11 protein-coding genes and 1 rRNA gene are annotated in these 14,957 nt (G+C 35.8%); 9 read left to right on the plus strand and 3 right to left on the minus strand.

Annotation, left to right across the window (positions count from 1 at the left end; all coding sequences use genetic code 11):
• The 3 genes from FLACOL7796_RS02525 to FLACOL7796_RS02535 form a co-directional block, all read right to left on the minus strand.
• Positions 1-183 (minus strand): 16S ribosomal RNA (locus FLACOL7796_RS02525); the annotation flags it as partial.
• A gap of 937 nt (positions 184-1,120) precedes the next feature.
• Positions 1,121-2,128, minus strand: a complete 1,008-nt coding sequence (locus FLACOL7796_RS02530) for an LLM class flavin-dependent oxidoreductase (protein WP_173969264.1) — start codon at positions 2,126-2,128, stop codon at positions 1,121-1,123.
• A 93-nt stretch (positions 2,129-2,221) separates the two neighbouring features.
• Complete coding sequence (locus tag FLACOL7796_RS02535) at positions 2,222-3,460, minus strand: polysaccharide deacetylase family protein (protein ID WP_173969265.1); 1,239 nt, start codon at positions 3,458-3,460, stop codon at positions 2,222-2,224.
• 180 nt (positions 3,461-3,640) lie between these two features.
• On the opposite strand from FLACOL7796_RS02535, the gene FLACOL7796_RS02540 reads away from it, so the two are divergent.
• The 9 genes from FLACOL7796_RS02540 to FLACOL7796_RS02580 all read left to right on the plus strand — a co-directional run bounded on the left by FLACOL7796_RS02540 (position 3,641) and on the right by FLACOL7796_RS02580 (position 14,886).
• The gene (locus tag FLACOL7796_RS02540; RefSeq protein WP_083694351.1) at positions 3,641-4,984 is read left to right on the plus strand and encodes a sigma-54-dependent transcriptional regulator; all 1,344 of its coding nucleotides are present in this window, start codon (positions 3,641-3,643) and stop codon (positions 4,982-4,984) included.
• Positions 4,985-5,220: 236 nt separating this feature from the next.
• Complete coding sequence (locus FLACOL7796_RS02545) at positions 5,221-5,502, plus strand: DUF7674 family protein (RefSeq protein WP_055094560.1); 282 nt, start codon at positions 5,221-5,223, stop codon at positions 5,500-5,502.
• Between the two features lie 179 nt (positions 5,503-5,681).
• Positions 5,682-5,759 (plus strand): K(+)-transporting ATPase subunit F, encoded by a 78-nt coding sequence (kdpF, locus tag FLACOL7796_RS02550; RefSeq protein ID WP_082421266.1) that lies wholly within the window; start codon positions 5,682-5,684, stop codon positions 5,757-5,759.
• 91 nt (positions 5,760-5,850) lie between these two features.
• Positions 5,851-7,572: a potassium-transporting ATPase subunit KdpA gene (gene kdpA / locus FLACOL7796_RS02555; protein WP_173969266.1), complete on the plus strand. Its 1,722-nt coding sequence runs from the start codon at positions 5,851-5,853 to the stop codon at positions 7,570-7,572.
• Between the two features lie 12 nt (positions 7,573-7,584).
• The gene (gene kdpB / locus FLACOL7796_RS02560) at positions 7,585-9,618 is read left to right on the plus strand and encodes a potassium-transporting ATPase subunit KdpB (RefSeq protein WP_173969267.1); all 2,034 of its coding nucleotides are present in this window, start codon (positions 7,585-7,587) and stop codon (positions 9,616-9,618) included.
• A gap of 93 nt (positions 9,619-9,711) precedes the next feature.
• Positions 9,712-10,263 (plus strand): K(+)-transporting ATPase subunit C, encoded by a 552-nt coding sequence (locus FLACOL7796_RS02565; RefSeq protein ID WP_173969268.1) that lies wholly within the window; start codon positions 9,712-9,714, stop codon positions 10,261-10,263.
• Between the two features lie 321 nt (positions 10,264-10,584).
• Positions 10,585-11,661, plus strand: a complete 1,077-nt coding sequence (locus tag FLACOL7796_RS02570; protein ID WP_173969269.1) for a porin — start codon at positions 10,585-10,587, stop codon at positions 11,659-11,661.
• 157 nt (positions 11,662-11,818) lie between these two features.
• A complete protein-coding gene (locus FLACOL7796_RS02575) occupies positions 11,819-12,946 on the plus strand; it encodes a sensor protein KdpD (protein WP_173969270.1) in 1,128 nt (375 codons plus the stop codon).
• Between the two features lie 218 nt (positions 12,947-13,164).
• Positions 13,165-14,886 carry a sensor histidine kinase gene (locus FLACOL7796_RS02580; RefSeq protein WP_173969271.1) on the plus strand — a complete coding sequence of 574 codons (1,722 nt, stop codon included), beginning with the start codon at positions 13,165-13,167 and terminating at the stop codon, positions 14,884-14,886.
• The last annotated feature ends 71 nt before the right edge of the window (positions 14,887-14,957 follow it).

Genomic DNA, 14,957 nt, shown 5'->3' on the forward strand with positions numbered 1-14,957 from the left:
AACTGCTATACTATGAGGTATTAATCCAAATTTCTCTGGGCTATCCCTCTGTAAAAGGTAGATTGCATACGCGTTACGCACCCGTGCGCCGGTCTCTAGCTCCGAAGAACTATACCCCTCGACTTGCATGTGTTAAGCCTGCCGCTAGCGTTCATCCTGAGCCAGGATCAAACTCTTCATCGTATATTTTTAATATTATATTGCGATGTTATCTATCGGTTCTTTTCAAATCTCTCGATTCCATTACTCTTATTCTTTTGTTCTAACATCTCTGTTAAAACGGCTGTCAATTCAATATGTCTACGAACGTGTGTTTCTTTTCTTTCGCTTGTTTCTCAAAGCGGGTGCAAACTTAAAACTTTCTTTCTTTACCCACAAGCTTTTCCGAATCTTTTTTTGAAAATAAATTTTCGTTTTGATTTCGTTGGCTTGTCAGTATTTCAGTGAACGTCTATCGTTGTTGCGGGTGCAAAAGTAGGTAGTTTATTCAGTTAAACAATAGTTTTTTTAAACTATTTTCAATCTTTTTTATAAGTTACTGGTTTGGTGTTTTTTACAATACAAAGTTTTTTTGATCCTTGTGAAGTTTTAGATGGTTTTGCTGGTTTTTGGCTGTTTTGGGTGGTTTTGCCACGAAGACGCTAAGGCGCGAAGAATTGGTTTTGTTTGCTTTTTCTGGATTCAGACCAATCTCAATAAGACACAAAGCTGGGTTTTATTGGTCGTTTGGGTTTCGCGCAAAGACGCAAAGGCGCTAAGTTTTGATTTTTTGGACGGTTTTTTCTTTTCTTTTATCTCAAATGTTCTTTTGAAAGCTGCTCCCCTAGCCCCGATAGTAGTGGAAATCCTTTTGTGCCGGGGTTCAGCACAAAAGATTGGAGTGGATAGCGGGAAATAGCTCCTGCTTCTTAAAACTAAATTCCAAATTTTTTCAAACTCCAAACTCCAAACTCCAAACTCCAAACTCCAAATTCCAAATTCCAAAGGCTTCGACTTCGCTCAGCCGGACAATAGTTGCTCTTATATATGATGTATAAAAAAAATAAACCCGACAGCTTTTAAAACTGTCGGGTTTGGGGGTTGAAATCTTACCTTATATATAGGATAGGCAAAACTGTCCTTATATATTGTTTATGCCATCTATTACTTCTTTTGTAATGTGAATGCTTTTGAGCTTTGCTTGGTGATCGAAAATTGGGCTTGTTGCCATTAGCTCATCTACGCGTGCATAGTCGATGAACTTTTTAAGATCTGTTATTAGCTGTTCTTTGTTTCCTGTAAAGGTACATGCGGTCATTTGATTGACATGAAAACGTTCTTCTTCGCTCATAATATCGTCTAGTGAATCTACGGGCGGTTGTAAACCTTTGCGGTCGTTTCTAATTAGGTTAAGAAACATTTGATATAAACTTGTAGATAGTTTTTCGGCTTCTTCGTTTGTATCGGCGGCAATAATATTGACACAGGCCATTGTTTTTGGTTTATCTAAAACGGATGATGGCTGAAAATTTTCGCGGTAAAACTCAAAGGCCTGTATCATTTGGCGTGGTGCAAAATGTCCTGCAAATGCATACGGTAATCCGTAAGCTGCGGCAAGGGCGGCACTATCCATGCTTGAACCCAGAATCCAGATTGGAACATTGGTTCCTTCGGCTGGAAAGGCTCTTACCTTTGCTGTAGCATTTTCGGCTGAAAAGTAATCCTGAAGTTTGGTGACGTTTTGAGGAAAACGTTGTGCTTGCTCAAAAAAGTCTTTTCGGATGGCTTCGGCAGTTGGCTGATCTGTTCCCGGTGCTCGTCCTAATCCTAAATCAATTCTATTTGGATAAAGTGTTTCCAAGGTTCCGAATTGCTCGGCTACTATTAAAGGAGAGTGATTGGGTAACATGATTCCGCCTGAACCTACTCGTATGTCTTTTGTTTGACTGGCGATGTAACCAATTAAGACTACGGTTGCAGAACTGGCAACATGCGCCATATTGTGATGTTCGGCGAGCCAAAAACGCTTATAACCCAAGTTGTCTGCTAGTTGGGCTATTTCTTTTGTTTTTTGAAATGTTTCGGGTGCATTGCTATCTTGTGTGATGATAGCTAATTCTAATATCGAGATTGAAATTGGGTCTTTCATATATAATGTAGCTTTTATGCAAAATTAATTCATTTACGACAAAGCCTAAATTCTTTCGTGTTAATAGAATTATAATATTTGTACCTACAAATATTATGGATTGAATTGAAGGTTAATGAGTTTATGTGTTGTTTTACCATCGCTGGAAATGGCAATATTGGATTCTTTTGATTCTATTTCGAATTTTGACTTTGTATCTACTATTAATGAAATAGAGCGATATCTAAATGTTTCGGGAATTTCAGGAAGTTCAATTGTAACTAAAACTTCTTTATCTTTTTGCTCATAATTGATTTTGACTTTATCCCGCAACCAAATATACTCGTATACTTCTTGCCAAGGTGCCATCCAGATGGAATCATTTCCGGTTGAACCGTATTTCTTTGCGATTGTTGTCATGTAATATTTGAAATCGGGAAAACGCATGCTTAAATTCCAGAGATCGCCATTCCCTACTCCGTGTGTAAATTCGTTGTACCAAATTGGGTTGGGTAATTTTGCCACTGAATCGAACGTTGCTAAAAAGCGATCCATGGTTTTGAAAGTAATTGTGTCTTTTGAACTTTGCACAAAAGTTCGGGCATAAATCATTTTGTCGAGATTTACTTTTTGATCTACTTTGATAACCGGCCCTGCTCCTACATAGGACGCAACGGAAAAAGAACCATTGGCAAGGGCGTCTCTTTCGTATTCTAACTGATAGCCGGGATCACTTTCTCCGCCTGGAACTACAAATTGCGACATGGTAAATCCTAAGTTTTTCTGTATAGATGTTGTATTTTCTGTTACTTCGGTCAGGAAATTTGTTCCGTGCTTGGTTGCGTGATGAAAACCGTGATTTAAAATATCCCAACCTGCATGGTACATTTCTTTTACCTCATCCCAGGAGAGATGTCCTCTATTTTGTGGTGCATCGCCAATTGCTCCTCCGTTTATGGCTAAAGCTAATTTGAAAGGGATTTTATTTCCTAAACCGTCTGAATAAAAAAGTCCTTTTGAGTTTGTTCCGTCTCCGCCTTGGTCGTTTTTCCATTCGCTTATTGCGCGAGCACTTATTTTTCCTCCATTTAATAAAGGAAAAGCGGTTAGGTAAGCAGATCGATAACCATCATCAAGCGTAAAACTATAGGCTAAATGTTTATCATACTTTAAAGGTGCTGTTTCGATTTTTACTTTTTGGGCTGATTTTAATTTGATTTTAAATGAAATTAAATTCGATTTGGGAGGATCTATTGTTTTACTGATATTATTTGCTGAAGAGAAAAACACTCCATTAATTATGAGTAAGGCTGCTACTAGAATTGGTTTTGTTATTGATTGTGGTATTTTCATTTGAGAGGACTGATTTAGAGATTTTAAAGATACGTTTCTTTTACTAAATTGATCATGGTGAGGATTAATGTAATGATTTTGAAAATTTCGAAAGAATTTCTGATGAATCAAAAAAGAGAACTGATTTAAGTTCTAAATTTGTATCTCAAAAATAAATTTCTATTCTAGAATTTTCCTCAAATGACACATAAAATTTTAATTATAGACGACGAAGAAAAACTGAGAAGTCTGTTGGCGCGTATTATAAAATCAGAAGGATTTGAAGTTTTTGAAGCCAAAGATCTTAAATCAGGTTTTAAGAAACTGGAACAAACTGAGATTGATGTTGTTTTATGTGATGTAAAACTGCCTGACGGAAATGGTGTTGATTTTCTGCAAAACATAAAAGGAAGTTTTCCTTTGATTGAAGTTATTCTGTTAACTGCTTTCGGAAATATTCCGGATGGGGTTCAGGCCATGAAAAATGGCGCTTTTGATTATATTGTAAAAGGTGATGATAATGACAAAATTATTCCGCTTTTGTACAAAGCAGTCGAAAAAGCACATTTGCAGAAAAAGGTCAAACAACTTGAAAAACGTATTGGAGATAAATATTCTTTTAATACCATTATAGGAAAATCCAAAGGGATTGAACAGGTTATTGATCTTGCCAAAAAAGTAGCCAAAACCGATTCTACCGTTTTGCTTACCGGAGAAACCGGAACCGGAAAAGAGGTTTTTGCACAAGCAATTCATGAAAATAGTAATCGTGTTGGTAAATCGTTCGTGGCTTTAAACTGCAGTACTTTTAGCAAGGAAATTTTAGAAAGTGAACTTTTTGGACATAAACAAGGTGCTTTTACCGGAGCCTTAAAAGATAAAAAGGGTTTTATTGAAGAAGCCAATGGCGGAACTTTGTTTCTGGATGAAATTGGAGAAATGCCAATTGAATTGCAAGCCAAATTATTACGTGTTTTAGAAACCAGCGAATATATTCCCGTTGGAGATACGACTCCCAAAAAATCAAATTTCAGATTGATTGCTGCAACAAACAGGGATTTGAAAACAGAAAGTGATGAACACCGTTTTCGGTCTGACTTGTACTTTCGTTTGAATATTTTCGAAATAAAACTTCCTCCGTTAAGGGAAAGAATTAAAGATATTGCTCCGATAACTCAATATTTCGTTCAACAATTTTCTGAAAAAACGAATAAAAAGACTTTAAATATTTCTGATGATTTTCTTCAGAAATTAGAAAATTATTCCTGGCCGGGAAACATTCGTGAACTTAAAAATATTATCGAGAGATCTGTAATTTTGAGTAACGGAGATATTTTGACTGCTGATGTTTTGCCTTATGAAATGCAACATCAACCTGAAAAACCAACCAAATCAATGTCAGCATTCTCGATGCAAAGTGTCGAAAAATTACATATTCAGAAAGTTTTAAATTATACGAAAGGTAATAAAGCCGAAACTGCTCGTTTACTAGAGATTGGTATTGCTACTTTGTATCGAAAATTGGAGGAATATAGCATTCAATAAAAATTGCAAAAATCAAATTTCAATTTCAATAGATTCCAAATCTCGATATTACCATTAACGATTAATAATTAAAATCATCTTATCATTTCAATAAAAGCTTATCATTTTGATAGGCTTTTTTTATGCCTGATTTTTGGCACGAACGTGCAATCCTTTTATTGGCAGCGCTTTGCCTATTATATCTCTTTTTCGGTCTGACTTTTGGCATTAGTGGGAAGAACATAAAAATTCATCTCATGAAAAATCAAGTCACTTCAATCTACAAACAAGCGGAACGTTTTGCTGATATTACCAAAAAATCTATTATTTCCGGTAACATCGTCCGTGCAAAAAAATGTCTTGCACTTGCTGAACGCCTTTTTATTAACGGAAGTATCGAAACTAAAAACGCCATTTCTAATGTGTACGTTTTCTCGGTTTCTTCATTTATGGAGGTTCGTCACTGTAATATCTCGCACCTTTTTCCTCAAACGCTAAAAGCGGAGTATATCAAGCAAGTTAATACTTCGGGCGTATAAAAAAGTTTAATCGGTTAATTGTTTATTCGGTTAATCGCTAAAAGTTTTAAATCTAAAATCTGAACTCTAAAATCTAAAACCATCTCTATATGTTAATCACTTTTCTTTTACTCGCATTGGCCGTTGTGTTGTTTGCGATTTGTTTTAAATCAGTTGAATTTTTTGAAAAAATCTAAATCATGACTGCACTATTTATTGTTTCCATCGTCGTTTTTGGCTATTTGGTTTATGTATTAATTAAACCTGAAAAATTTTAAATCATGTAAAAAATCAGATGTGAAGTATTAGATGTCTTACATCCTAATTATTTACAAATCACATTTTGCATTTTACAAAAACTCACATATTATGAACACAGAATTACTAGGCGTCATCAGTATTTTTATCGTTTCGATAATTTTAGCCATTCCGTTAGGAAAATATATTGCTAAAGTTTATTTGGGAGATAAAACATTGTTTGATCCGATTTTCAATCCAATTGAAAAATTTATTTTTAAAATCAGCGGTATTAATTCCACTGAAGAAATGAACTGGAAACAACACTTAAAAGCTCTTTTAAGTATCAACATGATTTGGTTCTTTCTTTGCTTTTTTGTTTTATTATTTCAGGGATCGTTGTTTTTAAATCCTGATAACAACCCGTCAATGTCACCGGATTTGGCTTTTAATACCGCCATTTCGTTTGTTGTCAATTGTAACTTACAGCATTATTCAGGTGAAAGCGGAGTTTCTTACCTATCACAAATGTTCTTAATGTTCTTGCAATTTGTTTCTGCTGGTGTCGGTATGGCTGCTGCTGCGATGATTTTTACTGCAATGAAAGAGAGAACTACAGATAAATTAGGGAATTTCTATAATTATTTCATTAAAAGCTGTACACGTATATTATTACCACTTTCAGTAATTGTTGCTACTATTTTAGCATTCAGCGGTACCCCGATGGATTTTGACAGTAAAGATGCTATTACCACTTTACAAGGTGATCACGTAGAAGTTTCCCGCGGACCTGCTGCTGCTTTTATAGCCATTAAACATTTAGGCACAAATGGTGGTGGATTTTTTGGAGCCAACTCAGCGCATCCGTTAGAAAACCCAACTTATTTTACCAATGCTGTGGAACTTTGGTCACAATTAATTGTTCCGTTTGCGATGATTTTTGCTTTAGGTTTTTATCTAAAGAAAAAGAAATTATCCTATGTAATTTTCGGGGTAATGACAATTGGTTTCTTATTACTTGTTATTCCAACAGTAGTGAGTGAAATAAACGGAAATCCGGCTATTGAGAAAATGGGAATTGCTCAAAGAACCGGAGCAATGGAAGGAAAAGAGGTTCGGTTTGGACCTGCGATTTCAGGTTTCTGGAGCATTGCCACAACTGTAATTTCTACAGGTTCTGTAAATAGTATGCACGATAGTTCAATGCCGGTTTCCGGAGCAATGGAATTGCTTGCCATGATGGTCAATGCGTTTTATGGCGGTTGTGGTGTTGGTATTCTAAACTTCTACATTTTCATTATTCTGGCTGTATTTATTTCCGGATTAATGGTGGGTCGAACTCCTGAATTTTTAGGAAAGAAAATCGAAGCGCGGGAAGTTAAAATTGCTGCTTTTATCGCAATCCTTCACCCTTTATTAATATTATCAGGTACCGCTTTAGCTTCTTATTTTGCTGCAAACGACACTGCAATGGGTTACTGGTTTAGCGGAAACGCAACAGGCTGGCTGAACAATCCCGGACATCACGGATTCTCTGAAATGTTATATGAATATACTTCGAGCGCTGCCAATAATGGTTCTGGTTTTGAAGGCTTGGGAGATAACAATCCGTTTTGGAACATCACTACAGGAATTGTGTTGCTATTGAGTCGTTTCATTCCTATCGTTGGGCCATTGGCAATTGCAGGATTATTGGCGAATAAAAAATACATTCCCGAAAGTGCAGGAACTTTAAAAACCGACACTTCTATTTTTGGAATAATGGTTTTTGCCGTAATCGCAATCATTGCCGCTTTATCATTCTTCCCAGCGTTGGCTTTAGGTCCATTGGCAGAATATTTTACTTTAAAATAATATAAAAGAAAAATGACAACTAATAAATCCAATTCATTGTTTGAAAGCAAACAGGTAAAAGAAGCCTTAGCGCAATCTTTTGTGAAGCTCAATCCAAAAATGATGATCAAAAATCCGGTAATGTTTACCGTAGAAATAGGAACTGCCATTATGTTTGCTGTTTGCGTTTCTATATTAATGGGAGCAACTGACCAAGGTAGCTTTACTTATAATTTAATTGTGTTTTTAATTTTACTTGCAACACTTTTGTTTGCCAATTTCGCCGAAGCTATTGCCGAAGCAAGAGGAAAAGCACAAGCGGATAGTTTAAGAAAAACACGTGAAGAAACTCCGGCAAGACAAATTTTGCCTAACGGAGAAATTAAAAATATCAGTTCATCTGAATTGAAAAAAGGAGATATTTTCGTTTGCGAATCAGGTGATTTAATTGCAACTGATGGTGAAATTATCGAAGGTTTAGCCACGATTGACGAAAGTGCCATTACCGGAGAAAGTGCTCCGGTAATCAGGGAAGCTGGTGGTGATAAATCATCAGTAACCGGAGGAACAAAAGTATTATCTGATAAGATTAAAGTAATCGTAACCTCTGAACCTGGCGAAAGCTTTTTGGACAAAATGATTGCTTTGGTTGAAGGTGCAAGCCGTCAGAAAACACCAAACGAAATTGCCCTAACCATTTTATTAGCCGCATTTACTTTAATATTCGTGATTGTGTGCGTTACGCTAAAACCGTTTGCCGACTATGCAAATGCACCCATCACGATTGCGGCTTTTATTGCACTATTCGTTTGTTTGATTCCAACGACAATTGGAGGCTTGTTATCAGCAATTGGTATTGCGGGAATGGACAGAGCGTTGCGTGCCAATGTAATTACAAAATCAGGAAAAGCGGTTGAAACTGCCGGAGATATTGACGTATTGCTTTTAGACAAAACCGGAACAATCACAATTGGAAACCGAAAAGCAACAAATTTTTATCCTGCAAAAGGTGTTACTGAAGAAGATTTTATAAAGTCTGCTGTGTTAAGTTCACTAGCAGATGACACTCCGGAAGGGAAAAGTATCGTGGAACTGGCAGGTGCCGAAACTGCCAATAAATTATCAATTGAAGGTGCTACTTTAATCAAATTTACCGCTGAAACCAGAACTTCCGGAGTTATTTTAAAAGACGGAACTAATATTAGAAAAGGGGCTCAGGATGCTGCCAAGAATATTGCAAAACAAGCTGGAAATAGTTTCCCTGAAGATACTGCTCAAAAAGTAATTGATATTTCATCTAAAGGAGGAACGCCATTGGTTGTAATTAAAAACGATCAGGTTCAAGGTGTTATCGAATTGCAGGATATCATTAAAACCGGAATGAAAGAACGTTTTGACCGTTTGAGAAAAATGGGTGTAAAAACGGTGATGGTTACCGGAGATAATCCCCTTACGGCGAAATTTATCGCAGAAGCTGCCGGTGTTGATGATTTTATTGCCGAAGCGAAACCTGAGGATAAAATGAATTACATCAAAAATGAACAAAACCTGGGTAAACTTGTTGCCATGATGGGTGATGGAACAAACGATGCTCCCGCCCTTGCGCAAGCCAATGTGGGTGTTGCCATGAACAGCGGAACTCAGGCTGCGAAGGAAGCCGGAAATATGGTCGATCTTGACAATGATCCAACGAAACTAATTGAGATTATCGAAATTGGAAAACAGCTTTTAATGACTCGGGGTACTTTAACTACTTTTTCTATTGCAAATGACGTTGCGAAATATTTTGCTATTGTTCCTGCTCTTTTTATTACTGCGATTCCTGCGCTTGAAGGATTGAATATCATGCGTTTGCATAGTCCTGAAAGTGCGATTTTATCAGCTGTAATTTTTAATGCGATCATCATTCCGATATTGATTCCGTTAGCGTTGAGAGGTGTAGATTATAAACCAATTGGTGCAAGTGCGATCCTAAAAAGAAATCTGTTGATTTATGGTTTAGGCGGATTGATTGTCCCTTTTATCGGAATTAAATTAATTGATTTACTCGTAGCCTTATTTATGTAAATAAAAGTTACTCAGACGCTAAGTTGCTAAGATTGTGATTTTTTTCTTAGCCTCTTAGAAACTTAGCAACTCAGAACCTTAAAAATAAAAGAAATGAAAACAATATTTTCACTATTAAAACTTACACTGCTTACCGTAATCCTGTTTGCAGTTATTTATCCTCTTGCGATTTATGGAATTGCACAATTTGCTCCTAATCACGGAAAAGGAGAAACTATTTCGGTTAACGGAAAAGTGGTTGGTTACCAAAAAATAGGTCAGAAATTCGATAAGTCAAATTATTTCTGGGGAAGACCTTCGGCTGTTGATTATAACGCGGCCGGAAGTGCCGGAAGTAACAAAGGACCAAGCAATGCTGAATACTTGGCTTTGGTTCAAAAAAGAATTGATACGTTTTTAGTTGTTCACCCATATTTGAAAAAATCTGAAATTCCTGCCGATATGGTAACGGCTTCAGGAAGTGGATTGGATCCTAATATTTCTCCACAAGGTGCTTTGATTCAGGTGAAACGTGTTGCCAAAGAAAGAAAATTGGATGACGCTAAAGTAAAAGCTTTGGTTGAAGCGAATATTAATACGGCTGTTATGGGACCTGAAACAGTTAATGTATTGGAATTGAATGTGGCTTTGGATCAATTGAAGTAATACATTTTTAAACCCAACAGGTTTTAAAAACCTGTCGGATTTGACAAAGATTTTCTCTTATTAAAGTTCTGAGTTTTTCTACAAACAGAGCGTGAACTGAAACTTAGAATTAAATACCTAACAGGTTTTGAAAACCTGTTAGGATAATCATTGCCCTTTTTTACCCCAAATGTCCTAGCCCCGATAGCTATCTGGAGGCACAAAAGATTGAAACGGATTGCTTCGCCAATTCGCACTTTCAGACTCGGGTGCTAGATTAGCTCCTAAAAAATCTACTAATAATTAATTGACCCTTTCGGGTTTGAATACCACACTAGCAAAATGAAAAAAATAATACTTACCGCTTTAATTGCCTTTGGTTTGACCAATTTACATGCGCAGGAAAAAACAAAAAGTCCGTTTACGTTTTCGGGATATGTAGAGACTTATTATAGCTATGATTTTGGGAAACCGGAAGATCATACACGCCCGAGCTTTTTTTACAATTTTAATAAAAGTAATGAAGTGAATATTAATTTAGGTTTGGCAAAAGTGAATTATTCGAAAGAGAATATTCGTGGAAATTTTGCCTTAATGGCCGGAACTTACGCCGAATATAACATGGCGGCCGAACAAGGTTTGTTGAAAAATATCTATGAGGCAAATGTGGGCGTGAAGATTTCGCAAAGCCATAATTTGTGGATCGATGCGGGAATTATGCCGGCACATATAGGTTTTGAAAGTGCAATTGGAAAAGATTGCCAGACTTTGACCCGAAGCATTTTGGCTGAAAACTCGCCTTATTATGAAACGGGAGTCAAAATTGGTTACACATCTGAATCTGGAAAATGGTATTTGGCCGGAATGTATTTAAACGGATGGCAACGCATCGAGAAAGTAAAAGGAAATCAAACGCCTGCTTTTGGAACGCAGATTACATATAAACCATCAGATAAAGTGGTTTTGAACTGGAGCACTTATATTGGAAATGAACAACCGGATATTGACAAAAAATGGCGTTATTTTAATAATTTCTACGGACAATTTAAACTAACGGATAAAACAAATGTTACAGCTGGTTTTGATGTTGGATCGCAACAAGCGGCTAAAAACAGTAATAAATACGATACTTGGTTTTCGCCTGTTTTGATTCTGCAATACAAACCAACTGATAAAATTCAGCTTGCCGCTCGTGGCGAATATTATAGTGATGAAAAAGGTGTAATTATCGCAACTGAAACACCAAACGGTTTTAAAACTTACGGATTTTCGGCTAACTTTGATTACTTAGTTACTGATAATGTAACATTTAGATTAGAAGCAAGAAATCTTTCGAGTAAAGATCAGATTTTTACAAAAGATAACGTTCCAACCGATACAAATACTTTTGTAACGACTTCGTTGGCGATTTCTTTTTAACATTAAAAATTGATTTTACCATTAAGATATTAAGGAAATTAAGCTTGTCTTTATGAGCTTCTATTGAGAAAATTAAGCTTTGCCTTTATTAACTTAATATCTTAATGGTTTAAATTATTCAAAAAAACTTTGTGACTTAGCACCTTCACACAAACATATGGAACAGGAAAAAGAAAATAACGCACAGCACTTTCTCGATTTAATTCAGAAATCACGAAAAGGAAAGTTTAAGGTCTATATTGGGATGAGCGCCGGTGTGGGGAAAACGTACCGAATGTTGCAGGAAGCACATTCGTTATTGAAGAACGGAATTGATGTGAAAATTGGCTACATCGAAACGCATATGCGAAAGGAAACGCATGAACTTTTATCTGGTTTGCCCGTAATTCCGAGGCGAACCATTTTCTATAAAGGCAAAGAACTCGAGGAACTCGATGTTCAGGCGATTATCAACCTTAGACCCGAAGTGGTAATTGTTGATGAATTAGCGCACACGAATGTTGAAGGAAGCAAAAACGAAAAACGCTGGCAGGATGTTCTGGAAATTCTCGAAGCGGGAATCAACGTGATTTCGGCTGTGAATATCCAGCATATCGAGAGTTTGAATGAAGATGTAAAACGCATTACGGGAATTGATGTTCAGGAACGCATTCCGGATAATGTTTTGCGATTGGCGGATGAAGTCGTTAATATCGACTTGACTTCTGAAGATTTGATTGCGCGTTTGAAGGAAGGAAAAATTTATACTTCGGATAAAATTCAGACGGCTTTGACCAACTTTTTTAAATCAGATCAAATTTTACAATTGCGTGAATTGGCTCTGAAAGAAGTAGCAAGTCAGGTGGTTCGAAAAGTAGAAAGCGAAGTGCCTAATTTGCATGCTTTAAGACATGAAAAATTGTTGGCTTGTATTGGCAGTAATGATAAAACGGCCAAAATTGTAATTCGAAAAGCGGCTCGTTTAGCGAGTTATTATAACGGAAGTTGGTATGTTTTGTATGTAGAAACGCCTAAAGAAAGCAGCACTAGAATTGCGTTAGACAAACAACGCCATTTGATTAATAATTTTAAACTGGCAGTGCAATTGGGTGCAGAAGTCATTAAAATAGAAAATAAAAATATTGCCAATGCGATTTTAATGGCTGTTGAAGAAAAACATATTACAACTGTTTGCATCGGAAAACCACATTTGAATTTATTTAAAGTAATTTTGTCTACAACGATTTTCAGACGCTTGCTAAACAGCTTGTCTTTATCGAATGTAGACCTTGTTATTTTATCGTAAATTTTCTAAAACACATAAGTTATATAAGTTCATTTTAATTAAGATGTTTGGTCTGCCACGAAAACACTAAGACACAAAGTTTTTTTTTCGTTAGGATATATTTTAATATAATCTTTGCGTGCTTTGCGAAACCTTAACGCTCTTTGCGGTTAAAAAAAACAATTCTAATATTACTTATATTGTTCAAAAAAAAATAAAATGTTTTTAAAACAAACATCATGAGAATTAAAACTAAATTGAATCTGGGAGTTGGATTATTATTTTTAATGATAATCATACTTTCATTAGTGAGCGGATATTCTGTTTTTTTGATAAAAGCAGATACGGAGAATATTCTGAAAGCGAATTATAATACGCTTGAATATTCTAGAAATATGATTTTGTCTTTGGATGAAATTAAAATGAGTACCGATGAAAAGATTCATACTTTTAAAGAATATCTGGGAAAACAAACACAAAATGTTACTGAACCCGGAGAAAAAGAAGCTACGGCCAGCCTGGAAAAAAGCTTTTCTCTTTTAGAAAAAAACGGTTCTAATGAAACGTTAAAAACGCAAATCAGACAGGACATTTTTGCCATCATGAAACTCAATCTCGATGCCATAAAACAGAAAAGCGATATTGCCAAACATACAGCCGAAACGGCTAATTTATGGATTGCCATCGTAGGTACTTTATGCTTTTTGATTGCTTTTAATTTACTGGTGAATTTACCCAACAATATTGCCAACCCAATTAAGGAGTTAACGCAAAGTATTAAAGAAATTGCGAATAAAAACTACTCGGAACGGGTCCATTTTACCAATCATAACGAATATGGAGATCTTGCCAAATCGTTTAATACAATGGCTCAGAAACTTCAGGAATACAACAATAGTAATTTGTACAAATTGTTTTTTGAGAAGAAACGACTGGAAACCCTTATCAATAATATGCACGATCCTATTATTGGACTGGACAATGAAGGAGTTATTTTATTTGTGAATGATGAAGCGCTTAAAATTATCGGAATGAAATCTGAGGATGTTATCGGGAAATCGGCTTCGACATTGGCTTTATCCAATGATTTGATTCGGTCTTTGATTTTGAAAGAAGAAGCAACTGATTCTCAGAAAAAACAACCGATGAAGATTTTCGCCCACGGAAAAGAGAGTTATTTTGATAAAGAAACCATCAACATCACTATAACGCCAACGGGAGAAGAAAGGGAAATTAATATTGGTGATGTGATTATTCTGCGAAATATTACCTTATTTAAAGAACTTGATTTTGCAAAAACTAATTTTATTGCAACGGTTTCACACGAATTAAAAACACCAATTGCGTCTATAAAACTGAGTCTTCAATTACTACAAAATACCAAAACCGGTGATATGAATGATGATCAGAAACAATTGGTCGAAAGCATTAAAGATGATAGTCAAAGGTTATTGAAAATTACGGGGGAATTGCTTAATTTATCTCAATTAGAAACCGGAAATATTCAGTTGAATATCGAAAAAAGTAATCCATACGCTATTGTAAATTATGCCACTGAAGCTGTAAAAGTTCAGGCAGATCAAAAGCAAATTAAACTGATTATTGATGCCGATGAAAATCTTCAAAATGTAAAAGCCGACAGTGAAAAAACAGGCTGGGTTTTGATTAATTATCTATCGAATGCGATTACGTATTCGTCTGAAAAAAGTACGATTGTCATTAAATTAAAAGAAGAAAATGATCAGATTGTTTTTCAGGTAATCGATACCGGAAAAGGAATTGACGCGAGATATAAAGACAAAGTTTTTGACAAATATTTCCAAATTCCGGGAAGTCAAAAATCAGGAACGGGATTAGGATTGGCAATTAGCAAAGAATTTATTGAAGCACAAAATGGAGTTATTGGTGTTGAAAGTAATTTAGGTTTAGGAAGTACTTTTTGGTTTTCGTTAAAAGTATAAAAAAGAGCCGTAGGTTCAAACCATATTGTAGGGCTGGATTCTAATCCAGTTCCGTTATAATGCAAAATCAA

Source organism: Flavobacterium bizetiae (assembly GCF_902804475.1).
GTDB lineage: Bacteria > Bacteroidota > Bacteroidia > Flavobacteriales > Flavobacteriaceae > Flavobacterium > Flavobacterium bizetiae.